This is a genomic window from Haloterrigena turkmenica DSM 5511 (assembly GCF_000025325.1).
In the GTDB taxonomy this organism is placed as follows: Archaea; Halobacteriota; Halobacteria; order Halobacteriales; family Natrialbaceae; genus Haloterrigena; species Haloterrigena turkmenica.
Window position 1 is genome coordinate 360,365 of record NC_013745.1, and the last position, 24,721, is coordinate 385,085.

The 24,721-nt window shown below is 55.1% G+C and carries 19 protein-coding genes and 7 pseudogenes; 14 read left to right on the plus strand and 12 right to left on the minus strand.

What is annotated here, in order from left to right:
• Nucleotides 1–892 precede the first annotated feature (892 nt).
• Nucleotides 893–1,477: pseudogene (locus HTUR_RS23050) on the minus strand (anthranilate synthase component II).
• Between the two features lie 472 nt (nt 1,478–1,949).
• The gene (locus HTUR_RS23055) at nt 1,950–3,560 is read right to left on the minus strand and encodes a BCCT family transporter (protein ID WP_012945768.1); all 1,611 of its coding nucleotides are present in this window, start codon (nt 3,558–3,560) and stop codon (nt 1,950–1,952) included.
• Nucleotides 3,561–4,944: 1,384 nt separating this feature from the next.
• On the opposite strand from HTUR_RS23055, the gene HTUR_RS23060 reads away from it, so the two are divergent.
• Both HTUR_RS23060 and HTUR_RS23065 read left to right on the plus strand, forming a co-directional pair.
• A complete protein-coding gene (locus HTUR_RS23060) occupies nt 4,945–5,643 on the plus strand; it encodes a HalOD1 output domain-containing protein (RefSeq protein WP_012945769.1) in 699 nt (232 codons plus the stop codon).
• Nucleotides 5,644–5,718: 75 nt separating this feature from the next.
• Nucleotides 5,719–7,377 (plus strand): BCCT family transporter, encoded by a 1,659-nt coding sequence (locus HTUR_RS23065; protein WP_012945770.1) that lies wholly within the window; start codon nt 5,719–5,721, stop codon nt 7,375–7,377.
• Between the two features lie 89 nt (nt 7,378–7,466).
• Here HTUR_RS23065 and HTUR_RS28240 read toward each other — a convergent pair.
• Nucleotides 7,467–7,781: pseudogene (locus HTUR_RS28240) on the minus strand (IS6 family transposase); the annotation flags it as partial.
• Between the two features lie 32 nt (nt 7,782–7,813).
• Here HTUR_RS28240 and HTUR_RS26155 point away from each other — a divergent pair.
• Nucleotides 7,814–8,457, plus strand: a pseudogene (locus HTUR_RS26155) (IS6 family transposase).
• Nucleotides 8,458–8,608: 151 nt separating this feature from the next.
• Here the strand turns inward: HTUR_RS26155 and HTUR_RS23070 are convergent.
• The 4 genes from HTUR_RS23070 to HTUR_RS27680 are packed head-to-tail and all read right to left on the minus strand — an operon-like array spanning nt 8,609 to nt 11,902.
• Entirely contained in the window at nt 8,609–9,283 is a 675-nt protein-coding gene (locus HTUR_RS23070; RefSeq protein ID WP_012945771.1) for an ABC transporter permease, read from the minus strand.
• Nucleotide 9,284: 1 nt separating this feature from the next.
• A complete protein-coding gene (locus HTUR_RS23075; protein ID WP_012945772.1) occupies nt 9,285–10,271 on the minus strand; it encodes an ABC transporter ATP-binding protein in 987 nt (328 codons plus the stop codon).
• Nucleotides 10,268–10,954 (minus strand): ABC transporter permease, encoded by a 687-nt coding sequence (locus HTUR_RS27675; protein ID WP_012945773.1) that lies wholly within the window; start codon nt 10,952–10,954, stop codon nt 10,268–10,270. The genes HTUR_RS23075 and HTUR_RS27675 overlap by 4 nt, the downstream gene beginning before the upstream one ends.
• Nucleotides 10,955–10,957: 3 nt before the next feature.
• On the minus strand, nt 10,958–11,902 hold the full coding sequence (locus tag HTUR_RS27680) for a glycine betaine ABC transporter substrate-binding protein (protein WP_012945774.1): 945 nt from the start codon (nt 11,900–11,902) through the stop codon (nt 10,958–10,960).
• A gap of 147 nt (nt 11,903–12,049) precedes the next feature.
• Between HTUR_RS27680 and HTUR_RS23090 the strand changes: the two genes are divergently transcribed.
• Complete coding sequence (locus HTUR_RS23090; RefSeq protein ID WP_012945775.1) at nt 12,050–12,820, plus strand: IclR family transcriptional regulator; 771 nt, start codon at nt 12,050–12,052, stop codon at nt 12,818–12,820.
• Here the strand turns inward: HTUR_RS23090 and HTUR_RS27685 are convergent, their stop codons facing one another.
• Nucleotides 12,821–13,132, minus strand: coding sequence for a hypothetical protein (locus HTUR_RS27685; RefSeq protein ID WP_012945776.1), 312 nt, complete (start codon nt 13,130–13,132; stop codon nt 12,821–12,823).
• Nucleotides 13,133–13,657: 525 nt separating this feature from the next.
• Between HTUR_RS27685 and HTUR_RS23100 the strand changes: the two genes are divergently transcribed.
• Genes HTUR_RS23100 through HTUR_RS23110 form a run of 3 tightly spaced genes read left to right on the plus strand, consistent with a single transcriptional unit; the run spans nt 13,658 to nt 16,598 of the window.
• Nucleotides 13,658–14,731, plus strand: coding sequence for an amidohydrolase family protein (locus tag HTUR_RS23100; RefSeq protein WP_012945777.1), 1,074 nt, complete (start codon nt 13,658–13,660; stop codon nt 14,729–14,731).
• Between the two features lie 2 nt (nt 14,732–14,733).
• Complete coding sequence (locus tag HTUR_RS23105; protein WP_012945778.1) at nt 14,734–15,099, plus strand: Rieske (2Fe-2S) protein; 366 nt, start codon at nt 14,734–14,736, stop codon at nt 15,097–15,099.
• Nucleotides 15,096–16,598 (plus strand): aldehyde dehydrogenase family protein, encoded by a 1,503-nt coding sequence (locus tag HTUR_RS23110; RefSeq protein WP_012945779.1) that lies wholly within the window; start codon nt 15,096–15,098, stop codon nt 16,596–16,598. Before HTUR_RS23105 ends, HTUR_RS23110 begins: the two co-directional genes overlap by 4 nt.
• Before the next feature lie 510 nt (nt 16,599–17,108).
• On the opposite strand, the pseudogene HTUR_RS26165 reads toward HTUR_RS23110, so the two are convergent.
• Nucleotides 17,109–17,538, minus strand: a pseudogene (locus HTUR_RS26165) (inorganic phosphate transporter); the annotation flags it as partial.
• Nucleotides 17,539–17,678: 140 nt separating this feature from the next.
• On the opposite strand from HTUR_RS26165, the pseudogene HTUR_RS28720 reads away from it, so the two are divergent.
• The 3 genes and pseudogenes from HTUR_RS28720 to HTUR_RS23115 form a co-directional block, all read left to right on the plus strand.
• Nucleotides 17,679–17,866 (plus strand): annotated as a pseudogene (locus HTUR_RS28720) (IS6 family transposase); the annotation flags it as partial.
• Nucleotides 17,867–17,971: 105 nt separating this feature from the next.
• Nucleotides 17,972–18,421: pseudogene (locus tag HTUR_RS28725) on the plus strand (IS6 family transposase); the annotation flags it as partial.
• 156 nt (nt 18,422–18,577) lie between these two features.
• Nucleotides 18,578–18,886 (plus strand): HalOD1 output domain-containing protein, encoded by a 309-nt coding sequence (locus HTUR_RS23115; RefSeq protein WP_012945781.1) that lies wholly within the window; start codon nt 18,578–18,580, stop codon nt 18,884–18,886.
• A gap of 321 nt (nt 18,887–19,207) precedes the next feature.
• On the opposite strand, the gene HTUR_RS23120 is transcribed toward HTUR_RS23115, so the two are convergent.
• Nucleotides 19,208–19,651: a DUF7344 domain-containing protein gene (locus HTUR_RS23120; protein WP_012945782.1), complete on the minus strand. Its 444-nt coding sequence runs from the start codon at nt 19,649–19,651 to the stop codon at nt 19,208–19,210.
• A gap of 159 nt (nt 19,652–19,810) precedes the next feature.
• Here HTUR_RS23120 and HTUR_RS23125 point away from each other — a divergent pair, with 159 nt between their 5' ends.
• Nucleotides 19,811–20,086 (plus strand): hypothetical protein, encoded by a 276-nt coding sequence (locus HTUR_RS23125; protein WP_012945783.1) that lies wholly within the window; start codon nt 19,811–19,813, stop codon nt 20,084–20,086.
• A gap of 96 nt (nt 20,087–20,182) precedes the next feature.
• Here the strand turns inward: HTUR_RS23125 and HTUR_RS23130 are convergent, their stop codons facing one another.
• Entirely contained in the window at nt 20,183–20,836 is a 654-nt protein-coding gene (locus HTUR_RS23130) for a PAC2 family protein (protein ID WP_049942069.1), read from the minus strand.
• An 83-nt stretch (nt 20,837–20,919) separates the two neighbouring features.
• Here HTUR_RS23130 and HTUR_RS26175 point away from each other — a divergent pair.
• A pseudogene (locus HTUR_RS26175) lies at nt 20,920–21,587 on the plus strand (IS6 family transposase).
• 304 nt (nt 21,588–21,891) lie between these two features.
• A complete protein-coding gene (locus HTUR_RS23135) occupies nt 21,892–22,503 on the plus strand; it encodes a Fic/DOC family N-terminal domain-containing protein (RefSeq protein ID WP_012945786.1) in 612 nt (203 codons plus the stop codon).
• A 31-nt stretch (nt 22,504–22,534) separates the two neighbouring features.
• Here HTUR_RS23135 and HTUR_RS23140 read toward each other — a convergent pair whose 3' ends face one another.
• The gene (locus HTUR_RS23140; RefSeq protein WP_012945787.1) at nt 22,535–23,809 is read right to left on the minus strand and encodes an RNA-guided endonuclease InsQ/TnpB family protein; all 1,275 of its coding nucleotides are present in this window, start codon (nt 23,807–23,809) and stop codon (nt 22,535–22,537) included.
• 217 nt (nt 23,810–24,026) lie between these two features.
• Between HTUR_RS23140 and HTUR_RS28860 the strand changes: the two genes are divergently transcribed.
• Nucleotides 24,027–24,197 carry a hypothetical protein gene (locus tag HTUR_RS28860; RefSeq protein ID WP_449271839.1) on the plus strand — a complete coding sequence of 57 codons (171 nt, stop codon included), beginning with the start codon at nt 24,027–24,029 and terminating at the stop codon, nt 24,195–24,197.
• Nucleotides 24,198–24,721: the final 524 nt, after the last annotated feature.

Here is a 24,721-nt window from a genome sequence, read left to right on the forward strand (position 1 = left end):
TGCGAAAATCACACAGCGATTTTCGAACGCCTGTGGAGACTGCGCTCCCTACGGACACCGATTCGGTGTCTGCAAAGCGCGTTCGCCAGACTACGTCTGGCGGGCTGTCAGACTCGCAGGATCTGACACCGTCATGGAAGCCGGAACCCCCTCAAGGAGCGAACCGCGTCAGCGGTGAGCGAGTAGGGTGGGGGGAAGTCACTCGCAGCGTCAGCGGTCGCAGAGTCATCTGGTAGAAGTGGTTAATTTACGGGTGGCGGGAGCGACCAAATTCGACGCCCGTTTGCGGGGAGATCGGGGCGAGGTGTACACTACTGCTGGCAAGATCGTATAAACTCCCGTAGCTATCCACGTGAAGATATTTTAATCGGTGCGGAAACGTTTGACGTGGCGCCTGACGCGGGTGCCCCACACAGAATGAGGGATACGGACCCTTTCAACGGTCGTCCCGATCTCGGACTGCCATGGATCTCGTAGCCCCGTCCTCAGCCACGGACTAACACGGGTCTCGGTAGCTCGATTTCCCTCGTTCTTAGCCGTAACGACGAACCAGCCACTGCAGCAGGGGCGTAATGGTAGGTGCTGGTGATAGTCTGGATACCACTGTTCAATCGATCCTCGAACTCTCCGGTCGTCCATACTACTGTGTTTCGGAACACGGGTTACCTTATCCGCTGTCCGGAAACGGACACAGACAACCGTTACTACTAGACAGGTCTCGTTGATCGGACAGTACAGGAGACCGGCCCGTCTCGAGACGGACGCGTTCCTGTCGAGAGCGACGAGACGTGCGACCATCTAGAAAGAAATTAAAATAACAGTGGTATCACTGTGAATATCTGGGAGGCGATCGGTGATTCGTTCGCGACCGTGAGCGTCGCGCCGAACGAGATTACCCGAAACAGACCGAACGTTGGGCGACCGTCGAGCGGAAGTTCTCGATGATCCGCTTGCCCGCGTCGGTGAGGGTACCCTCGGGATGAAACTGGGCGCCAACGTGCGGTCGGTCCGCACGCCGGACGCCCATCAGGGTCTCGCAGTCGTCGTCCGTCCAGGCCGTCGACGAGGCGAGACGGCAACGACTCTCGTTCGACGGGGAGCGAGTGGTATCGCCCCACCTCGAGCGAATCGGAGAGGCCAGCGTACAGTCCAGCGCCGTCGTGGCGCATCTCGGACGGCTTCCCGCGGATCACTTCGGGGGCGTGGCCAACTGAAACGTCGTGAGCAGCACACAGCGCCTGATATCCCAGGCACACTCCCAGCGCGGGGTAGTCCGTTTCGGCGAACACGTCGACGGAAACACGCGCATCCTCGAGTTTCCCCGGCCCGGACAAGACGACGACCCGATCCGGATCGAGGGACCGGATTCCCTCGACGTCGATTTCGTCGTTTCTGCGGACCTCGACGGGGATGAACTCGCCGAGCGCTGGACGATATTGTAGACGAAGGAGTCGTAGTTGTCGACGATCAAGATTATCAGAGTTCCCCATCGCGTCGGGTGCTGTTTCTGCAGAGAACGACGTCTGATCGTCGAGCGCTTCGTCGGCGGCGGTAACGAGCACTCGAGCCTTGTCCAACGGTTCAGCGTACTCGTGAGCAGCTCGGAATCGTGAACGATCCCCGTGTCGACGCGGAGAGAGTACGCGTCGCGGAGACGCACAAGTGTTCGCGGGGAGCGTGGCAGCCGAACACCAGGTCGACACGGCCGAGCACGCGATGACGCTGTACGAGGTCCAGCGGGAGTTATGCCCCCAAACGTATCGAGACGCGAGAAATGATGGAAAATCTGGGTTCGTTGGCCCACGTCGACGACCGGCTCTAACAACAGGCCAACGGTTGGACCACCGAGGTCGATAGTCGCAGATCGGATCTAACAGAGCGCCGCGAACGGCGCCCGAAAGCCGATATACGAGGTGGGGAGACTGGATCGGCCAGCGAAGGCGACGATGTTAGTCGTCGTCGTCCGTGTTCGTCGCAAACACGGGCGGCGACTGTTCGTCGATTTCGGTGGACTGATCGTCGGTGTTCGCCTGCAGGACCGGACGGATACGTTGGAACTCCAGACACATCCCGACGATAGCTAGGACGCCGATGACGGCAAATGGTCCGCCGGTGATGATAGCCGAGGAGCGCAGCGCGTCGAGGCCGCCGCCGACGATAAGCAGCGACGCGAGGCCGCCCATCAAGCCGCCCCAGAGCACGCGATTGATGGTCGAGGGGTGTTCCTTGCCGCCGGTCGTGAGCATTCCCAGCGCCAGCGTCGAGGAGTCGGCGGAGGTCACGAAGAACGTGATCACGAGCATCATGAAGACGAGCGACAGCAGCGACCCCAGGGGCAGATTGGCGAACAGCGGAAACCCGGAGACGGCGACGCCGTGTTCCGAAACGGCGGCGAGCATCGGCGCAGCACCGGTCCGTTCGAGGTGAATCGCCGTACCACCCATCGTCAGGAACCACGGGATGGTAGCGACGGTCGCGCCGATCAATGCCGTCGCGGTCACCTGCCGGATAGTTCGTCCGCGAGAGATGCGCGCGACGAACAGACCGCCGAACGGCGCCCAGGAGAACACCCACGCCCAGTAGAACACGGTCCAGTTGCCGACCCATTCGCCGGACCCCGAAGCGTTCGTGTACAGGCTCATCCGGAGAAAGCCGTTGGCGTACTCGCCGATGGCCTGCAGGCCGGTGTTCATGATGTAGGTCGTTGGACCCAGCAGAAACGTGGCTAGACACAGCAGAGCGAATCCGTACATATTGAACATCGAAACTTTCCGAATACCACGCTTGACGCCCAAGACGACCGAGGCAGTAAACGCCAGTGTCATCCCCGTAATGACGAGAATGGTACCGCCATCGCCGAGAGTGACGCCGTAGTTGTATTGCAGACCGGTCAGGAACTGACTTCCGACGAACCCTAAGGTTGTCGCGATACCGCCGATAGTCGCGAACACCGCCAGAATATCGACGACCTTGGCGATGGGACGGTCCAAGTTATCGACGCCGAGAAAGGGCGCTAGCAGCGTCGAGATGCGCATCGGCGCGTCTCGCCGGTACGCAAAAAAGGCGATCGGAATCGCGACGATCAGGTACGGAACCCAGTACGAGATCCCCCAGTGGAATAGCGTGTACTGAATAGCGCCGATCGCTGCTGACTGTGTCTGTGACTCCGCACCGATCATCGGGGGGACGGTGTCGTAGTGGAACAGCGCCTCCGCCGGGCCCCAGAACACGATGCCCGCCGCGATGCCCGCCGAGAACATCATCGCGAAGAACGCCGGGGTGCTGAATTCGGGCGACTCGTCCGGATCACCGAGCTTAATGTCTCCCCACGGGCCGAACATCAGCCATAGGGAGAACAAGACCATGAGAAACATCGAGAACACGTATACCCACATGAACTCCGACCAAAGGTACTCGTTGACCGCGCCCATCTTTTCGGCGGACGCCTCAGGGTTGAGGAAGAACACGACGATCGCTATCAGTGCTACGCCGAAGCCAATGCTGAACACACCCGCGTCTAGTTCCTCGGCAAAGCGTTCTACGGCGTTCCGTATTTTCATACGTCACTCTTTCTCACAATTATCGCGTGTGAACTTGTGTGTGGAATATATCCGGTATTTATTATATCGGCGGATCTGTCCACCGGCGGGAGTCACCAGCGGTGATGTATTCCTGCGTCACGTGACTCACGATTGACAGCGGACGTCACGCGACGAAAACAGGCCACGGGCGAACCCGACCGCGGATGACAGCAGATAACGTAAGCAACGAGCGTGACAGCGGATGTCTCGGCGCGCAACGGCGATATCTATACCGCGCAGAACGATTCGCCGAAATAGCAGAGTGAAGCTCTCGCTTACTGGCACCACGCGCTTCTTACAGCAGACGCACCACACCGGTCGATCGCTGGCCGTCTCAGCAGGATCGCTGATCGCGATGAGTGCACCACCGTCCGGGTATTGACGCTGCAGAGTCCCGTCGGAGATAACGGTCTGGTCTAACTCCGAGCTGTCGTCATGTTATTCGCTCGCGCAGATGTTCACCGCCAGAAAGTATTAAATTCCCATCATCTGTTACTCAGTCGGTATCAGGCCAGACAGAGATTCTGCCATCGTAAGGAGAGAGTCCAGCGCTCCACACGGACTCAGAGCGGTCTCACATGGTCCGGGTGTGTCACGAGTGTCTGTCTACGATATCGTTCGACGTCGCTTGCTCCCCGAACTGCGGCTTCACCCCGGCATAACCGCCGGGGCTCCCGTCCCACAGGTAGGATTTTTGCTAGTTGCTAACCCGGTTGGTATGACCGAGCTACTGGTAGGTCACACCGTCGTTACTCCTATCTCGCCAGGAGGTTCGGAGTTATCTCGTTGATGGAGACACCGGAGCGGTTCGAAATGTGTGTCTCGAACAGTAGAGTCCTCGGAGTTCCGATGTTGTCAGATAACGGCCTAGGATCGTACCCACATGGACTCGAGAGACTCAAGCTGATCCGATCGCACGGAGTTTGGTCGTCCCGACATCAGCCGCGAATCGATCGTAGATTTCGGGGTCCGCTACTGGTTACACGCAAGTCTCGGCGCACCTACCTCTGACGAACTCCCCAGGTTAGGCGGTCTGATCTTTGATCTCTATCGGCGCTGTCGGAGCCGGGACTGGATCACCCGAGATAGTGAGTCTCGGTGTCACTCGATTGTCAAGCTACCGACTGTTTTCTCGGGACCATCTTCAACAAGAATAGTACCACTTGTTAACAATATCGCTCTATCGATGTTCTCACATGCGAACGCTCCTGAAGACACATAATACCGACTTACAACGCATACTTTAGAAGGCTTAGTTTCGTGTCATGGAGTCTTATTTCGTCCTGAATTATAAATTGACACGGTAAAAATATTGGTAAGGTTACAAAAGGGTTTTCTCCCCAGTCGTTCTCTGATCCACGTAATGATGAATTTGAGAGAGTTAAAAGACACATTCTATCGCGATTGCAGCACCTTCCATCACGATTTTGATAGCGAAGAAAAGCTGTTGGTATCGGTCGTCGATGCGATAGCGAGCGTCGAAAACCGCTCCCCGGTCGATATGGATCCGATAGACGGTAGTATCGAGCCGAAACTGCTTAATTCATTCTCGAAGTGTGCAGACGCGAGCGACGGATCGTCACCGGTGAGCCTCACCTTCTCCCACGAGGGGTACCAGATAACCGTCGACGGTACGGGGAAAATAGTTCTGAGCCGAGACGAGACCAGTTCCTCGACCCTCTCTTTCATCCGCCCGTCCAGCGAGAGTAGCGCACTCGAAGAATCGTCGGGAGAATTCACCTGTCATCACGACTTCGAGGCCGATTACTCTCTCACAGTCACGCTCGCCAAGGCTCTCGCCGCGATCGAAAATACTCGACCTACGGAGGTCACACCGCTTTACGAGAGTATTGATCCAAAAGTCCTCAGTATACTCGGTGACTATGCTAGCGAGCGAGACGAACCCTCCCCTGTTTCCCTGGAGTTCGTCCACTCGGACCATCGAATAACTGTCGACGAGCGTGGGAAGATCTCTATCCGTGAGAACACCCCGAATTCCAATGTCACTGCCGTTGTTCGCGACGCCTGGAATTCAGAACCTCCTCTAACCGCACCTCGCTAGAACCCTCTGCTCAGACCATCTACTACTCGTACCATTTAGCTCGGAATATACGATATTATCAAAAATGAGTTAAATATGAAATCAGAAGATAGCATCCCGCACGGGAAGTCGAGCGTATCGAGGTTCGTCGACGAGATCGATGCGACAGTTTTTGTCACAGGGTTTGTCCTCTCTCTCATAGCTATAGTAATTTTTCTTATATATCCCCAATCGTCGGTAGGAACGATTCTCGCTATTACGGATCATATTAGACATAACTACACATGGATCTACGTCGTCACCATGTTTCTCATGCTACTGTTTGTCCTCTTCCTGTTGTTCGGGAAATGGAGAGACATTACGCTGGGAAAGCCGGCAGAGGACCCGGAGTTCACACTCTTTGAATTCTTCGCGATGATGTTCTCGGCGGGCATCGCGGCGGGCATCGTGTTCTGGGGCCCGGCGGAGGCGCTGTTCCACTACGACACCGTCCCGCCGCTAATCGATGCGGAGTCGCAGATGCCTGCAGCAGCGACAGGTGCGGTCCAATACACGCTCTTTCATTGGGGAATTTACTATCTAATACCCTACGCTATAATCGGGATCCCGATCGCGTTCCTCTCGTACAGGCACGAGGCACCGTTGCGGATCTCGACGCTTCTCATGCCTTTCGTCGGCATTGACGGGCTCGACAACGTCTGGGGAAAACTACTGGATATCCTCGCAGTACTCGTCACTATCGGTGGTATCACCACGACGCTGGGGTTCATCGGGAGCCAGCTCCTGAGCGGCGTTCAATACACCACCGGAATAACATTTGGAAATACAGAAACGATCCTACTCATCTCCGGGTTAACGGTCGTTTTTACGCTCTCGGCAGTCCTGGGCGTCGAACGGGGGATCCGACGATTATCGCTGTTTAATATTGTCCTATTTTCTCTTCTGGGGGTGCTCGCGTTTCTCGTAGGGCCGACTAACTTTATAATAAATTTGGGAGTACAAGCGACGGGAGGGTATTTCAATGACTTCTTCGAGATGAGTCTGTACACCGGAATGGGAGAGAACGACGGATGGATCGGCTCCTGGACCGTGTTCTACTGGGCGTGGGTGTTCTCCTGGGCGCCGTTCGGCGGCCTGTTCGTCGCACGCATCTCTCGCGGACGAACCGTACGCGAAGTGGCTGCCGCAACCATCTTCGGGGCAACGGCAGGGACGCTCCCCTGGTTCTATACGATGGGTGGTACAGCTATCTGGCTCCAACGCTCTGGCCGCGTCAACCTGCTTGAAGAGATTTCAGCACACGGCGTCGCCATCTCCGGGCTTCCGTTATTTAATGCACTGCCCCTGGCACCGCTACTGGTAGGTCTGTTCCCGATTCTTATCACCACGTTCTTTCTCACGTCCGCAGATTCCTCGACACTTGCACTCGGGATGTTAACGACCGGTGGGAAAGAATCGCCGTCTAGCCTCAACCGCATCATCTGGGGAACACTGATGGGCATTCTTGCGTCGCTACTCATCGTTGGAGGGGGAGTCTCGGCACTGCAATCGTTAGCGATTCTTTCGGGACTTCCGTTCGTCGCGATCGCGATGCTCGCTATCGTCGCCACAAGCGTCGAGTTTCGGAAAGTCGCGCCGATATTCGAAAGTTCTGCGAAGGAGAAAAGGTCGTCCAGGCCGGAATTCCACGAGGAGTCACCGGAATCCCACGTGGGCTCACCGGAATCCCACGAGGACTCACAGCGCAAAGACTGACACTCCGCTAGGCTAAGACGATCCGTGTTTGAGGAGCCGCTGGAGAAAACCAGGGGCCCTCACGGTTTTGCAAGGTCGAAGTCTCGGTATTATCTACTTCTAGACTCCTTAGCTGGTGTCTTTCCGTCGAGCGTTTCATGTGGTAGTAATAAACAAACTGTTCAAGCCACTCGAGGACACTCGTCTGATTTTCCACCCACGAGTTGTAGAGACGGTCGACGCGCATTTTGAGGGTGTGAAGCCACTTTTCGGTGTGGTTTTGTTCCGTATAGTTGACCAGACAGTCCGATCCCTACTCGAGCGAGGGCAGTCCGAAAGCCGAATTGATCGACCAGAAGCATAGTGTCTGAGATATCGTGTTTCTTGCGGAGTCTGTGTAGGAACACAACCGCCGGATCAATACCGCGCGCCAACCAAACCACGCGGTCTCTATGAGGTGGATTTAGGAGAATCGTGGGAGAACGAGTGGACGGCGGTTGCGTCAGGGTGTTCGCCGTCCGCCTCCATCAGACCGGTTGTTGGCTCCGAGAGACAACAACGATTCTCGCTGAATTAGGCGTTGAACGCTCTCACGGAGCGGTTTGGAACGGGATTCATCGGCTGGCCGACAACGTACGCGACCCGCGGATGGCTTCGCTGTCGCGGGTCGCTGTTGACGAGACCGCTGTCAAGATCAATGGCAAGTAGTCTTGTCTATACAATACAATATACGCCGAAACAATGTTGATTCTCGACGTTGCATTATTTAGTCGATATGGCACCGATTTAGTAGCTTCGTTTCTGTATAATACCCACGATAAACACGATCTCTCGGGGATAGAGCTTCTCGTTGATCAGTTCAGTTATCGGATTGCCCCTCTCTCGAGTAGGACTGAGCGGTCGGGTCAACTATACCGAGCGGACCTGCTCGAAAAGTGGTTTTATACCCTCAAAACGCGGATCGGCCGTTTCCATAACTCGTGAGTGAACAGTCAGTCGAGCGTCCACGGTTGTATTGAAAGTTTTGTACACTACTACGACCGTCAAAGACCATACCAAGCTCTCGGCGGAAAGACGGCGATTGAGGAGATACAGAACTAGACAGTGCCGCTTGGAGCAGCCCGCTCGAACCTATGACTTTCTCCGCTCACTGAATTCGACTCAGGCACCGATCCACGGTCTCATCGGTTGTATAATGCATTCCGCTAGACTATCGAAACGTGAGTGAGGAAGACACTGTTGAAGGGGCTGGTTATCCTGTCGCAATCGACTGGTCCTGAAGACCTTCTCCGCCGATTTGGCGTGCGATAAATGCAAACGTGCTATCGAGCGTGATCGCAAGAAGTGCCCCTGGAATCGCTCCTGCAAGGATTTGCGGCGTGTTGAACAGGTTGATACCGCTGATGACCCACACGCCAAGTCCGCCGCCACCGATGAAAAACGCCAGATACGCGGTCCCGACGTTAATAACGATACTCGTTCTGATTCCCGCGAAGATCACCGAGAGTGCCATTGGCAACTGGATCTTGCGTAATATCTCACCTTTCGTCATACCCATTCCCTTTGCCGCTTCGATCGTACTCTCGTCGACCTGATCGAGTCCTGTTATCGTGTTAGTGAGGATCGGTAATAACGCGTATACGAACAATGCGATAACTGCGGAACTGAACCCCAGTCCGAAGATCGGAAACGCTAACGCGATAACGGCCAGCGTCGGAATCGTCTGTGCGACATTACCCATTGAGAGAATTGCCCCTTGCAACCGTTTGTATCGAACTGCGATGATTCCAAGGGGCACTGCAACGGCAATCGCCGCTAACTCGGAGACCAAAACTAATATGATATGCTGACGGAGGAGCGTCAAGAACTGGTCGAAGTTCTCTATCAAGTATTGACCGCCTTCGACTAGTGTGGACAGTTCCGACATCTCAGTCACCATTGTAGAGATCGAAGACATCGTCTTGGTCGACGATCCCGATGATTCCTCCGTCTCTAACGACTGGAAGTGATTGAACATCCGACTCGACGAACATCGATAATGCGGACTTCAGCGAGTCATCGGGATCAAGTTGATGCATTATCTCGCCGCCACTCGTCATTACGGTCTGTTCGACGTGGTTAGCCGCCGTGTCATTGGTGTCGGGCGATTGCATGATCTCTTCAACGTTTATCAGACTTAGCTTTTTGAGCGTGACGTCGTCGCCGACGAAGTCGCGTACGAACTCGCTGTTCGGATCCTCGAGGATGTTCCGCGGTGTATCGTACTGGACCAGTTCGCCGACGTCGAAGATTGCAATCTTATCCCCCATTTTCAGCGCCTCGTCGATACTATGAGTGACGAAGAGGATCGTCGTATTGATCTCTGCCTGAATTTCGAGGAACTCGTCCTGCAGGTCCGCGCGCGTTATCGGGTCCAACGCTCCGAACGGTTCGTCCATGAGCAGGACGTCCGGATCTGCAGCGAGTGCGCGTGCCACCCCGACGCGCTGTCGCTGGCCGCCGGAGAGTTCACGCGGGTACTGGTCCCGATACTTCGTCGGCGGGAGTGCCATCAATTCGAGTAGCTCGTCAACTCGGTCGTCGATCCGATCAGCGTCCCATCCTTTGAGTTTCGGGACGGTGGCGACGTTCTCTCCGACGGTCATGTGATTGAACAGGCCGATCTCCTGAATGACGTACCCGATGTCACGGCGGAGTTCGGTAACATCGATCGCTTGGGTGTCGGTCCCGTCGTAGTAGACGGTTCCTTCCGTCGGATCCTCGAGACGGTTGACCAGTTTCATCGTCGTGGTCTTCCCACAGCCCGACGGTCCGACGAGAACCGTCGTCGTTCCTTCGGCTACCTCGAAACTCACATTTTCGATCGCTACCGTCGAATCTGCGTAGGTCTTCTTGACGTTATCGAACTCAATCATGGTACCACCGTTGTAATTGCTTTCGTCCCCCTCGTGAGGGAGATATCTTCTCCGTTTCGAAGTTGCAAGAGCTGTTCAACCGTTTTGAGGCCGTAATCGAAGACCAGCGCCAACAGCGAGACGATGATCGTTGCGACGACGACCATTTCGGTATTCGCCTGGTAGATCCCCGTGAAGATGTAGTCACCGAGCCCACCGGCACCGACGTACGCTCCCACTGTTGCCACACCGATCAGGATCACGGTCGCGTTCCGCACACCCGCGGTAATCACCGGCAGTGCGACCGGGATCTGTATTTGGCGGAGTCGCTGCCACCGGGTCATTCCGACCCCTTCGCCGGCTTCGATCATGTTTTCATTGACACCGGTTAGTCCGATGTACGTATTCCTGATGATTGGCAGTTGTGCGTACAGTACCAGGGCAACGATGACTGGCGGATTACCTATCCCGAGGAACGGGATGAGCAGCCCGAACAGTGCGAGACTGGGGATCGTCATCGCGATGCCAGCGCCCCACAGAACGCCGAGCGCTGCAGGCTGGTAATACGCGATGAATATCCCGAGGAAGATTCCGAGCGGGAGCGCGATTACCAGCGTCTGGACGACGAGCTCAACGTGTTCGATAAGAAGCTGGAAGAGGTCCTTCCAGTTATTGAGTGTGAACTCAATGTATGACTCTATCATGTTTCAAATTAGGCCGTTCTCTTTCAGGTGATCTCTGGCCACGTCCTGTGGATCCTCTCCTTCCAGGTCGATCCGACTGTTCAGCTTCCGAACCTCTTCTTCGGATGTTAGCGACTGTGAGGCTTTGTTGAGGGGATCCTCGATATCATATTCTTCAACTGTTTCTTTCTTTACCAATGGGGCCGGATTATACGGCAAGAAGAATTCCTCGTCATCTTCTAGAATTGTAAGATCGAACTGCTGAATGTTTGGATTCGTGCTGAACACCATTCCGAGATCCGCCTCGTTTTCGCCGAGAATCTCGTACGTAAGATCGGCTTGGACGCTCTGGATGTCGAGTTCCTTCGCGGATTCTTCAATACCATAATGTTCAACCAATCCAGGCCAGCCGTCGGACCGTTCTTGGAATTCCGGTCCAAGAACGATCGAAACATCGGTATTTCCGTTTTCGATGTAGTCAACAAACCCGCTCAGTGTCTCTATACCCGTTTCGTCGGCCCACTCCGGGCTAGCACCGATTGCGTACGTGTTGTTGAATGCGGCGGGCTCGAGGTAGGCCAGCCCGTGTTCTTCTTCCATATCATCTTTCACTTGCTCATAGAGTTCGTCCGGATCGGAAATTAGCTCCTCGCGCTGCGGTGGAAGCTCTGACCACGCGCCGCCAGTATAGATGTGATAGAGGTCGATTCCTCCGTTTTTCACGGCCTCGAAACATTGTCTCGAACCTCCTAGACTGGTCTCGTCTCCGACGCTGGTGTCCGTGTTTTCCTTGAGCATTTCGTATCCCAGATATCCCATGAGCCGAGCCTCGCTCCACTTCATGGAAGCTACGGCGATTTCATCATCAGTTCCGAGACATCCTGCTGTCGTTGTCAGACCTACCGTCGCTCCGATACTACATGCCCTGAGTATCGATCTACGATCTGTTCTCGTGTTATCGGATCGCATGGCATTCTCTTCCACATCGTTGTGATATATATATCTTCCCCCGTTATGGCGGGTTTCGTTCCAGATGAGGATCCCTCACGGATTGTATTACTTCCACGCATTCCATAATATAGAAAATCTTATGGCGATTGGTCGGGACGGTGGGATATGCACGAGGCGTCTAACCCGGTTAAATCGCTTAAAACGATGGAGCGTGTAATCGAGGCACTCGCATCATTAGAAGGAGCCAGCGTCTCGGAGATTGCCAAGGAGATCGATCGACCACCGAGCATCGTGCACAATCATCTGGACACTCTCCGCGAGCTAGAGTACGTCGTCGCTCGTGACGGCGAGTACTATCTGGGACTCAAGTTTCTCCACCGGGGTGAAAAGGCACGATACCGGTTACCGCTCTATGACGCTGCAAGGAAAGAGATTGCGAAACTCGCAGCTGAATCCGGGGAGCTGATTACGCTGTTAGTCGAGGAACACGGGAAGGGCGTCTACCTGGATATCAACTCGGGCAGCGAGGCCATCGACTACCCCGCCAAGCCGGGAGAGCGAACGCTCCTTCACTGTTCTGCGGTTGGCAAAGCCGTCCTCGCTCACATGTCGAAGTCGAAGGTCGAACGGATCGTCGACTATTACGGACTTCCGCCTCAATCCGAGAACACGATCACGAGTCGCGAACAGCTCTTCGAGGAACTATCGGAGATCCGATCAACGGGGATTTCGTACGACCGAGAGGAATTCCGTTCGGGATTGAAAAGCGTTGGTGCACCGATCACAGCGGCTAGTGATACTGTTGTCGGATCGCTCAGCATCGCCGGCCCGACCCACCGAATGAACGACGATCGCGTTGAAGATGATCTCCGGCCACTTCTGATGCAGTCGATCAACGTAATCGAACTGAACCTTAGTGAACCGACTATCCAGTAGTCACTTGGCGACGTGGATTTCGATTATCTCGACGAATTCGTCGGTTCCCAGCGGATAGACGACGTTTCCTCTTTCGGTTTTTTGTCGTTGAAGCGTTCGAGCCTGTTCACCGTCGACTTCGATCGCCCAGACGCTCGGAAACGTCGGGTCCTCCGCAACGAACCGTATCGAACAGCCGAGATCCCGTTCTACTTTGTCGACGACGATATGAACGTAGGTTCCATCTTCGAACTGCGGTGGTTCGTATGACTGTAAATCCATTTCGTCTCGAAGTTTCGCGTTCCTCTCCCACCAGTCGGGTCGCTCGTTCATACGCCTAGTTGTATATAACGATCAATATCGGTCTTTCGGTCGAACGCTCGAGAACGGGAATGCGGCTGAACGGCCGTTGACAGCACATTGCAGCCCCTAAACCGCTCCCCACCCACAATCAAATTCTATTATATATAGCCCTTCTATTATCGAACAATCGGTCTCCTTGTCCCTTGATTTCATATTATAGAATCGATCTTCGAGCGGCTCTCGGTAGCTTCATCGCGATATGAATCCGTTCGTTCCGTGTTCTCTTCTTCTGATTACGACGGCGGAAATCCACCTCGAAGGTGGAGTTACAAACATACCGTTGTAATACCTGAGTGCCCTTTATTACAATAGTATGGTTGTAAAGTCCGAGTTTATAAGATCTCCGTGAGTTCGAAATTAGACGTCGATTCCATAATATAGAATTTAAAGCCTCGGTGATACGTTTGAATGTAGCAACGGTACGGGAACCGAATGGAGAGGTAAGAAAAACCCCTTCCAAAAAATTTAATACTCTCAGAAGTGACGCTCGGATTGATGTCTGAGACAGCCCAACATGCGACATCAGAAACGACTGTGATTGATACGGACGTCCACATCACAGTTGAAGAAGAAACGGTGGCAGAATACATGGATGAACCGTACCGCTCCAGCATTACGGAGTCGCCACATCCGATCTTCCCCTCGAGCAGTTGGGATCAACGGATGGGTGGAAAGATAGATGATCACTTCTCTACGTTTACGTCGCCGGACGACCTCCTGGCGTTCCAAAAGGAGTTCGACATCGAGTACCCGATCATTAACACATTCGAACCACTGGGGAAGTTTTCACAGCCGGATCTGGCCGTTAACTTGATGCAGGCGTACAACGACCTCCTGTTCGATCGGTTCCTTGATGACCACGATTTCCTCGGGCTCGCCTCGATCGCCACGCAGAAACCCCATAAGGCAGCCGAAGAGTTAGACCGAGTCGGTGACGAGGATCAGATCGTCGGCGTCTACGTCGGTACCAGCGGGGAATACCCTCCGCTCGGCGATCCGGAGTACGACGTCATCTTCCAGGCCGCCGAGGACAACGACTTACCGATGGTGTATCACGGAAACGGTGACGAATTCCTGTTCGATTTCCCCATGCACAACAAAGGGTTCAACAACTATTTCGAGGTCCAGACGTTGGGCCATCCTTGGCAACAGATGGCAACGATGTCCAGTCTGATCGGTGAAGGAGTGCCCGAGAAGTTCCCGGATCTGGACTTTATTTTCCTCGAGGCAGGTATCGGATGGGTGCCGTACATGATGCATAGAATGAATAAAATATACCACATGCGCCGAAGCGAAGTACCCCTGTTGGAGAAAAGCCCCGAAGAGTACATCCGAGACTCGTTCTACTTCGGTTCACAACCGCTCGGAGAACCGAATAACCCGGCTGACATGAAACGAATCGTCGAAACGATCGGCGCGGACAATCTCATGTTCGCAACCGATTATCCACACTGGGACTTCGATCACGTTGAAGAACTCGATAAGTATCTCCGCAATTACTTCACGGAAGATGAGCGGAAGAAAGTCCTCTACGAAACGCCCGTCAAAGCGTTCAACCTACCACTGTAACCATGGGAGAGCACGTTATCGCGACGCAAGACGAACTGTCAAACGGAGATCGAAAGCTCGTCGAAGTCGAAGGCCGTGAAATCGCGGTGTTCCACGTGAACGGTGAGTACCACGCGTACACCAACTGGTGTGCCCATCAGGCAGGGCCGGTCTGCGAAGGGAAACTCACGGGCACGTCTGACGCCGATTTCGATCGCGACTCGCTGACGGTCGAACTAGACTGGTGTAAAGAAGGAGAGGTATTGAACTGTCCGTGGCACGGCTGGGAGTACGATGTTACCGACGGAACGTGTCTTTCGAAAGAAAAGGTCCAACTTCCATCTCATTCGATCAAAGTCGAAAATGGAGAGGTAATACTCACTCTATGACCGCTGATTCGCATCGCCACTCACAGGCACACGCAATTGCAACCGACATCAGTAGCTTCGACGCTTGGATCGGAGGGGACTCATACCGAACTGACGAGGTCCTCGAGACGCGTGATCCGTTCGTCGACGAGCCGATCACGACGGTGGCGCGCTGTCGCGAGGATGACATTGACGCAGCTGTCGAAGCCGCCTGGGCGGGCTACGACAGCGTGTGGAGCGAAACGACACCAGCCGAGCGCTCTCAGACGTTGTTCGAGTGGATCGACGTTCTGCGCGAAAACGTAGAAGATCTAACCCTTCTGGAGTGCCTCGATACGGGGAAACCGAAGTCGGACGCCCGCGGTGAGGTCGAGGGAGCGATCGACACGCTGGAGTACTACGCCTCGCTCTGTCGGTCCCCGGCTCAGGACGGCCGGCAGATACCGGCCCGGAACGACCTGCACACGTACACCCAGTACGAGCCCTACGGCGTCGTCGGCCAGATCACACCATGGAACTTCCCGATTTGGTCGGCCGCCTGGAAGCTTGGACCTGCCCTCGCGGCGGGCAACGCCACCGTCCTCAAACCCTCCGCAGTCGCACCGCTGACGACGCTCCGTATTGCTGAACTCTCCGCTGAAATCCTGCCCGACGGCGTCCTCAACGTTACCCCTGGAAACGGTTCGGAGGCCGGTAGCGCGCTAACTGCCCACGAAAACGTTCGTAAGCTATCCTTTACGGGGAGCACGGCAGTCGGCAAGCACGTGATGGAGGCAGCTGCCAGCCACATCGCACCAATCACGCTCGAACTAGGCGGAAAGTCGCCGTTCATCGTCTTCCCCGACGCCGACCTCGAGAAAGTCGTCAACGCCGTCGCCGACGGCATTTATTACAGTACTGGCGAGATCTGTGACGCCTTCTCTCGGGCGATCGTCCACGAGGACGTTGCCGACGAGTTCGTCGACCGCTTTGTCGCAAAAGCGAACTCCTACACACTCGGTGACCCGCTTGACTCGGATACAACGATGGGACCGTTGACCACTCGAGAGCAGTACGAGACCGTCGAAGAATACGTCGAGATCGCGACCGCCGAGGGGGCGACGCTTGCTGTCGGTGGCGAAGCCCCCGATGATCCGACTCTCGCGGCTGGCTGGTACTACGAGCCAACGGTGTTTACTGACGTCGACAACGACATGCGGATCGCCCGCGAAGAGGTGTTCGGTCCCGTCCAGACGGTCCAGACCTTCGATACCTACGAGGAAGGGATCGCCATTGCTAATGACACCGATTACGGCCTAGCAGCAGGGATCGGCACCGAACGCACAGATCTCGCCCACAACGCCGCTTCCGACCTCGAGGCCGGTGTCATTTATGTCAACGAGTACGGGCCTATTCTTCCAGAAGGACCCTACACCGGCTTCAAAAACTCCGGAATCGGTAACGACCTCGGCGTCGAAGCCCTTGATCACTACCGGCAATCCAAAACTGTCTACGTCAATCTTGAAGAGCCATCCATTTGAGCTATGGGAATTAGCAGTCTAGTCCGTACCTCAGAGCGCGTATCCGATAGTTAGCACGCTCTCGGAGGGACCGACTGAATTTTCGATCGAAGCGTAATTCACAGTGGCTGAAACCGCAGTCACTGCTGATATGACTGCGGCGATCGAAGACTTCGGTCCCAGTCCACTCCCGGTAATCAAGGCGATCTGTGACGAACTCGGCGTGACCGATACGCTGAACGAGTTGTTATCATGAGACGAAACCCAGTGTGAGCTCTCGACGGGTCACCGCTTGCTGGCGTTGATAGTAAACGTCCTCACGGAAAGGCAGCCAATGTATCGGCTGCCCGGATTTTCGAGGGCACCGACGCCGAGAACCTGTTCGATCACGGCGTCGAGCCAACGAATATCGAAATTGAGAGAGAAGGTGCTCGGCTAAATCGACAGTCAGAAATCATCATCGACAGCCGCAGCCGCGGAATCCACAGTGGGCGTCAGGAAAGCGCTATTATAACGGCCGTGACGCCGTAGCTACAGACTCCGGAAAAGACAAAACGAGACGACCCATGCTAGTGTCGTGTTTCGCATTTTCCGGACGCTCACTGGCGTGTTTTCCGACGCGTATCCACTTCCAATAATAGCACTGACGAGGATCTCATGAAACGATACAGGAACACCGAGGAAGACGGCCGCCCGAGCGATAACGAACGATGGAACGAGGGCTGCAATCGACCGCTTTGGCCCTAACGAAGAGTAGTCCTGCGAGAGGGTTTTGATCATCCGCGGAGCACCGGTCCACGAACCGGCCAACAGCCCGATGCCGCCTAGCGTCAGTATGGCCACGAGCGGGATCGTCCACTGGTCCAATAGCGGGAGTAGCGGGCCCACAGCAAGACCCACTTGGGTCGCTCCAGCAGAAAACGCGACGAGACAAACCGAGAGCCAACAGGAACCGGCGCTCTGTGGTCACTGCCGCCGTTGAGTGCATCCATTTGAGGGCGACACCGTGACGCCTGCCTGTCCGTGCATAGATTGCCGCATCCAGAGAGCAATCGCGAGGGATTGACTCTCTCCCGGTGGTCCAAGGATAGTGAACTCCATGTGTTTGATGAAGGAGGGGAGCGTGAGCAGACGGCGATTGCGTCAGGGTGTTCGCCGTCCGCCTTCACGCGGCCGGTTATTCGCTTCGAGAAACACAAGTGACTCTTCGCTTACTCGGCGTTGAACGCTCTCATCAAGCCATCTGGCACTGGATACATCGGCTGGCTGACAGCGTGTCAGACCCGCCGGCGTCCACGAGTGCTTCGCTCTCGTGCGGCCACTTGGAGCGGTGCGCTCCAATGGTCGGCGAATCTTCGATTCGCCTCGACAGCGGAACGCGACGCGTTCTGCGGACGGCGACGCCGTCGTGGGGTCGCTATTGATGAGATATCTGTCAAGATTATCGGAGACTGGTCTTGGTCACATAATGCAATTCATCTCGACTCGCGGTTGATTCTTGATGTCGCAGCTGTGGACAACGAGGCACCGATCCAGCCGCTGCATTTGTGCACAAACTCACCGAGAAACACGATCTCTCCGAGGTTGCGTTTCATATCGGAGGCTACGGCTATTTAACTGCTCTCGCTCGGTTAGAATTAAGAAGTCGGCTCAACTACGTTGGGGGAAACCCGATTGAAAGGTGGCTTCACACCCTCAAAGTGCGTGTCGGCCGCTTCCCCAACTCGTGGGTGAGCAATTGAGCGAGCGTCCGCAAATATCTTGGATGGTACATACATTACTACAATATACAACGGACACACCAGTCACTCAACAAACAACCGTCAGCAAAGGTGTTACGATAGTGTCGTCGCGCTGGAAGCCAGTCAGATTGTACATATCAGGAAACACGACTATTAATTGGTTAAAATGATTGGCAGTACCCTATCAAACATGAACGACTGTGTGGAATCCGTCAGACTTTGGGAATTCTTTTATGCCAGGATAGTGGATTACTGGCCATGCGAATGATGGACACACCGATCAATGCGAGCGACTCTTCAGCTACCGAGACCGTATCCACGACTGTCGAATGGGAGGCTGGTTCTGAGAAGACTCCCGTGTATGCGGTTGTCTCCGCCGTTGCCGAGGCGGAAGGTGTCGACCGTATTGATCTGCCGCCGCTCTACAACGCGATCGATTCGGAGGCACTGAACGATCTGTTTACGTCTGATTCCGGTGCTGTTTCCAGCGTTGAGTTCCAGTACGCCGGATATTCTGTTGTTGTCCGCGGAGAGGGAACGGTCGAAGTCTCTTCGGCCAACGTTTAGTCAGCTTCCGCAGGGAGAGAGGAGTTCCTGAGCTTTGACTACCGCAGTGGGAACATTCTTACGGAAATAGAGGAGAAAGCCCCGCCCTAAAGGACGGGGGGGATATCAATTTCTAGCCATCTCGACGTCCACCAATCTGGAGACGAACGCAGCAATGAAAGCCGTTAGAACACCGCTGATCAACGCGTCAGCGATCCGGAGACGGATTCGATCAATAAGACCCAGTACCTGTCTATCGGTTGATCGAGAGTCTTAAAGCAACACGCCAGTTCGATTTTCTGTCTGAAATTTCCGTCAACCATCCTCACAACAACGATACCGTCATCTCACTGCAGGATCATCGAAATTGGCGCAGAGACGGAGCATCTTATCGAGAAGTTCGGGTGGCCGTGAGTATCGCACGGCTTCGCTACGGCGATCGAATTCGACAAGCCCGTTTTCCGCTAACTTCGGGAGATCGGAATGCACTAACGACGTTCGCACCTGGTCAATCTGGACGGACTCGGCAACTGGGTCCGCCCCCTGTTCCATCGCAGCAACGTGCTTTGTCAGTTCATCGAGATCGCTGACTTCGTTCTCCTGCAAGAAGTACAGGGTGTACCGGCGGCGCTGATTCAGCAACGCACGGAGCACACCTTCTAGCTTCCGTTGACCGTCGTCGCCGGTCTGAACGCCGCCATCACCGATGATCGTCTGACCGGTCTGGGTATCGGTAGCGTCGTCACCACGATTGAGTCGCTTGCCGCCGCGTTCCTTCTCCGACATGTAGATGGATACGCAGTACAGCGCGTTATACTTTGGTGGTAGTTAGCACTGGACAAGAGAAGATATTAGTGGACAGTGGCAGCGAATGTTCTCGTTTTCGAGACGGGAATAGAGTTAAAACGGACAGAGTTGAACTGCCACATAGAGGTAATCTGATAGATGGCCATGGTCGACGATCCACGTCCCCCGCTTCCCGACTGGGTGACGGACGCCTACACCGCGCTCGAGACCGATATCACGGAGAACGCGGCCGATAGCAGCCAAAGCGGGATGCCAGCGATCAGCCGCGGCCAGGCCGTCGACGTACTCTGTGCGGACGAAGACCTAGCGCTCGAACCCGACGATGCCGAATATGCGCTGACACGGCTCCTCAATCGCGGCTACTTCTACGCGGTGGACGACGAACTCCGGGTGACCATACCATCCGAAAAGTAGGCTCAACCGGTCAGACAATGCGGAACGACCGATTTCCGGAAGGTCTGAGCAACACACATGCCACGCTACTGATGGCTACCCCGATGGCGTGATGGGCTACCGGAACATGCTCCGCGCCTGCATCGGTTCCTCCTCCTGCTCTTGGACTTGCTGCAACTGCTGTGCGACCTGCTGTTTCTGCCGCTGGATCTCCTCCGCCTGCTCCTGTAACTCATCGATATCGAACTCGACTAGCGGTTCGAGCGCTGTCTCGATCACGGACCGTGCCGCAGCGGGATCCGGAAGCCGTGGATCCGCCTGGACAAGCAACAACACGGCCGGTACATCCGCCTGGTGGCACGCGTTCACAAGCGAACCTGTCATCCCGCCGACGGCCCCGGACTCCTTCATCAGATCAACGTCAGCCTCCTCGAGTTCCGTCTTCTGCTCTTCGGTGGTAGCAACGCCGATAACATCTCCCTGTTGCTCCTCTGACTGTGCCGGCGCACCAGCGAGGAAGATCGCCCGGTCGAAGTCCTCGACCGACTCTTCCAACACGCGCTGGCTTAGCGCTGTGAACGCCTCTTCCGGGATCGGCACATCGCTCTGCAGTTCGACTCGCTCGGTGAACTCCGCGACGCGGACTAGGATCTCGGCGTTCACGCCACTGGCGGTATCTGAAACCGGTACCAGCGACCTCCGAAACTTCGTCCTGTGCCTCGCTGGTCTCGAGGAGGACCTGATAGTGGCTGCTCCCTGTCCTAGGTTCACTACGTCGAATAGGAGAACTAACTGGGTACCGTCTAGTTAGACCAGTTTGAGAAGTGAGCAGCTCGTAGAGTTTGTTTGAGCCAATGCTCGCAGACCTGCTCAGCGAGAGCTACGCGGCGGAATGAATATGGGGAGCATGAGCGGACGGCGATTGCGTCAGGGCGTTCGCCGTCCGGCTCCACGCGACTGATTGTTCGCTTCGAGAGACAGAAGCGATTCGTAATTCACTCGGCGTTGAACGCTCTCATCAAGCGGTCTAGCACTGGGTACATCGGCTTGCTGACGGCGTGCCAGACCCACCGATGGCTTCGCTGTCGCAGGTCGCGATAGATGAACCCGCTGTCAAGATCAACGGCGACTAATCTTGGATGTGTGCTGCAATAGACCTCGACACGAAACTCGTCCTCGGCGTCTCACTCTTTGAACGACGTGACACTGATCCAGCTGCTGCATTTCTGTATGGACTCACCGGGAAACACGATCTCTCCGGGCTGAGTTTCTCGTTGACGGTGCTGGATATCTGACTGCCCTCCCTCGATTGGGATTGAGCGATCACCTCAACTCTGTCAATCGAAACCACATCGAGAAGTGGTTTCAGACCCTCAAAATGCGAGTTGAACCCTTCCATAACTCGTGGGTCAGTAGTCGAGCGAGCGCCAGAGAATGGCTTGAACAGTTTGTCCATTACTATAACACACAGCGATCACACCAGTCACTCAATAAGCAACCGCCAGCGGAGGTGCTAAACTAGACAGTGCCGTGATCCGGACGATACCGGATGTTAAGAACTCCACAAAACTCAAATCAATCCAGTCGCTACTCCGTTGAAGCGGTCAGTTTTTGCCATCGGCCAGCACGAAATCGTACTGCCTCACATTTCACGTGTAACGAAACAGCACCGTTCGCAGACACGGCATCCTGCAAGGGCTACAACTCGACACTAACTGTGATTGCACACAGTCTACTGATACACAACGAAGCCCTCTTCTAAGATCGCTGTTTGCATTTGGGACAACTAGATTCAACTACGTGAGTAGAATAGAGGAATTACGTGCATGGAGAGATCCGAGATTCAAGAGACGGCACCTGGGAAACGCATTTCCTACGGGAGAGAGTCGTACTACAGGCCAGATCCACTCCCACCCTCAGGTGACCTCGCGTTAGATTCGGACTTCTACGACCTGCTCGCCGACGCTACGTTTTGGCTCGGCAAACTCAGCGGTGTCAGTCTCGAACTCAATGTTCCGTCGGTCCTCTACACTTCGCTGCTACGGAAAGAAGCGATGGAATCGACCGAGATCGAGGGCGCTGATGTCGACTACAACGCGCTCTACAGCCTCGAAACCCGCAGTCTCGACGAAGGCGAGGACAGATATTCTATCGAACGGTCGAGTGAAGCAGATACGAAAGACACACAGGAAGTCCTCAACTACGAACAGGCCGTCGAAGACGGTATTGAGATGCTCGACAGTGGCGGAGAGATTTCCATTTCGCTCCTTCACGAACTCCACGAGACGCTACTCACGGACGTTCCGGACGACCGTGTCGATACTGATACGATCGGTGCCTACAAAGCGGTTCCAAACCACCTCGGAAATTTTCTACCACCAGTTCCGGGCGAAGTTGACGGGTTGATGGACGCTTTGTTGACATCCTCCCCGCCCTAAAGGGCGAGGATTCCCGACCGCCGTTGGGATATTACGGTTCGCGGTTCACGGCCTGTTCTCGTGGGGCGAAACGTCCTCCACTACGGTCGAACAGGTGAACCGTTGGCTGTGCCAACCAGCCGTTATCCCTATCGCCGCCATCCGTGGCGAGATTCGGGAGTACCTTTTGTCGAATGTTTTCAGCGCCATTCACGTCCGCGTTTGAAACCGTGTCACATTCCTCGCAGACATATAGTCCACGTTCCACGCGCTGATTGTCGTCTGTGTGACCGCACGACGAACACGACTTGGACGTATCGCGTTCCGACACCAACACCACGTCGATACCTTCGGATTCCGCCTTGTAGTCGAGAAGCGTCGTGAAACGGTCGAACGCCCACCCATGCAAATCCAAGTTACCGTGGTCGCCCCAATTCCGAGATTCGCCGTTCTCGTCATCTTCTCGGATGCCACTAAGGTCTCCAACGACAAGCGTCCCGACACCACGTTCGACACACTCCTCCACGATTGATTTCGAAAGGGCGTGCAAGAAGTGTGCTCGACGACCCGTTCGCTTCCGGTCGAGACGAGTTGCCTCTCGGGACGAGGAATCGTCGCACTTGGCTTTCTTCTTCGCAAAGTAGTATTCGTCCTCTTTGAGTGCTCCACCGGGGTACAACAGGGATTCACCGCCGAACGAGACGGCGGCGAAGTTGCAAATCCCGAGGTCAACACCAGCTACCTTGTCGCCCGGTGGGTCCGGGTCGATGGTAGTGCGACAGACGAATTGAAGTCGCCACTCGTCGCGTTTATAGACGGCGCGAACTTGTTGAATGTCCCACTCGGTCAGGTCAATATCGGGGCGAGTCTGGTACTCGCATAGGATGAAGTCCGAACGGTGTTCTTTGAGATTGCGACCTTTCGAGAGACGGATACGGGTAAACTGTGCGTCGTGCTTGAAACCAGCCGTTTTGAACGTCACGGTCGAACGTGGGTGGGAGTTTCCGTTTTTGCGGTAGCCGGGCGGTCGGGCACGCTCGTCGCCGTTCCGACGCTTACCGAACCAGCCGTTGAACGCTTCAGCGAGTTCTTCGAGAACGCGCTGACTGGATTGAGAATGTAAGTCCGTGTAGCGTTCGTGGCTTTTGAGTTCGGATTTGAGTTCCCCGTCATCGGGAATCTCGCCTGTTTCGTCCCACTGTTCTTGTGTGTAGTAGCGACCGACATTCCAGAGTTTTGAGGCGGCCCATCCGAGTTGGTCGAGGTCGTCACGAACCTGTCGCTGGTTCGTGATAGTGGCCTCGAATGTTCGGACAGTTCGGCTCATTTTTCTATCTTTATAACTGATTACGAAAGTTGGTATTTTAATAGTTCCGACCGACATAGAATATCCATCAATGCTACTGTTGGCAGTTTATGTCATCCAGTGTCAGCGCGTATCTCCGCCGTAAACGGCGAGGTTTTGCGCCTGTTTATCTCATAACATACTACCGACCGGCGGTACACTCGTAGACATCGCGCTCTTCCACTACCAGTTTAAAACGATCCACCCGTACGGTGACGGGAATGGGCGACTCGGCCGCCTTCTCATCACACTTCAACTGTACGATAGTGGTCTCCTCGAGCGTCCGAATCTCTATCTCAGCGAATACTTCAATCGGAACAAGGCCGCGTACGTCGACCGCATGGGCGCTGTCCGATCTCGCGGCGACTAGGAAGAATGGATCTCGTTTTTCGTGAAAGGAGTTGCCCAGCAAGCGGAAGGGTCTGTTACTCGAACGCTGGCACTAGACGAACTGCGTCGCAGCTACGAGGAAGAGTACGGGGCGTCCAGTACGCGAAGAATCGCTTAGCGTGCAGTCTCTTTGAACAGCCGTACGTAACGACCAAAACAGCCGCGGATAGGCTCAATATTGAGCGATCAACCGCGTACCGTGCGATCGACACCCTAGAAGACGAGGGTGTCCTCGAGGAAGTTACGGGCAAAGCGCGCAACAAGGAATACCGTGCGAAAGAGATCTTCGAGATACTCGAGCAGCCACCACAAACGTACTGAGACAGCATCCGATGATATCACCGTTGGTGCGGTTTGAAGTGCGTGACGTAGCGCTTCTCGATTACAGTTTACAGCGATGCAGTAACGCGTGTTCGGGCCACTCTTCTGGCGTCACAACCAGCTGCTCTTTGAGGAGTTTGACAAGTATGCCCCTGTATGATCGAATCGTATTCGACGACGTGT

Bases quoted from the DNA above. Each gene is read 5' to 3' on its own strand.
- HTUR_RS27685 (WP_012945776.1), bottom strand. From the start codon at position 13,132: ATGAACGAGCGACCCGACTGGTGGGAGAGGAACGCGAAACTTCGAGAC.
- HTUR_RS23090 (WP_012945775.1), top strand. From the start codon at position 12,050: ATGCACGAGGCGTCTAACCCGGTTAAATCGCTTAAAACGATGGAGCGT.
- HTUR_RS23125 (WP_012945783.1), top strand. From the start codon at position 19,811: ATGGCCATGGTCGACGATCCACGTCCCCCGCTTCCCGACTGGGTGACG.
- HTUR_RS23065 (WP_012945770.1), top strand. From the start codon at position 5,719: ATGAAATCAGAAGATAGCATCCCGCACGGGAAGTCGAGCGTATCGAGG.
- HTUR_RS23070 (WP_012945771.1), bottom strand. From the start codon at position 9,283: ATGTCGGAACTGTCCACACTAGTCGAAGGCGGTCAATACTTGATAGAG.
- HTUR_RS23100 (WP_012945777.1), top strand. From the start codon at position 13,658: ATGTCTGAGACAGCCCAACATGCGACATCAGAAACGACTGTGATTGAT.
- HTUR_RS27680 (WP_012945774.1), bottom strand. From the start codon at position 11,902: ATGCGATCCGATAACACGAGAACAGATCGTAGATCGATACTCAGGGCA.
- HTUR_RS23115 (WP_012945781.1), top strand. From the start codon at position 18,578: ATGCGAATGATGGACACACCGATCAATGCGAGCGACTCTTCAGCTACC.
- HTUR_RS23135 (WP_012945786.1), top strand. From the start codon at position 21,892: ATGGAGAGATCCGAGATTCAAGAGACGGCACCTGGGAAACGCATTTCC.
- HTUR_RS23055 (WP_012945768.1), bottom strand. From the start codon at position 3,560: ATGAAAATACGGAACGCCGTAGAACGCTTTGCCGAGGAACTAGACGCG.
- HTUR_RS23060 (WP_012945769.1), top strand. From the start codon at position 4,945: ATGATGAATTTGAGAGAGTTAAAAGACACATTCTATCGCGATTGCAGC.
- HTUR_RS23110 (WP_012945779.1), top strand. From the start codon at position 15,096: ATGACCGCTGATTCGCATCGCCACTCACAGGCACACGCAATTGCAACC.
- HTUR_RS23075 (WP_012945772.1), bottom strand. From the start codon at position 10,271: ATGATTGAGTTCGATAACGTCAAGAAGACCTACGCAGATTCGACGGTA.
- HTUR_RS27675 (WP_012945773.1), bottom strand. From the start codon at position 10,954: ATGATAGAGTCATACATTGAGTTCACACTCAATAACTGGAAGGACCTC.
- HTUR_RS23105 (WP_012945778.1), top strand. From the start codon at position 14,734: ATGGGAGAGCACGTTATCGCGACGCAAGACGAACTGTCAAACGGAGAT.
- HTUR_RS23140 (WP_012945787.1), bottom strand. From the start codon at position 23,809: ATGAGCCGAACTGTCCGAACATTCGAGGCCACTATCACGAACCAGCGA.
- HTUR_RS23120 (WP_012945782.1), bottom strand. From the start codon at position 19,651: ATGTCGGAGAAGGAACGCGGCGGCAAGCGACTCAATCGTGGTGACGAC.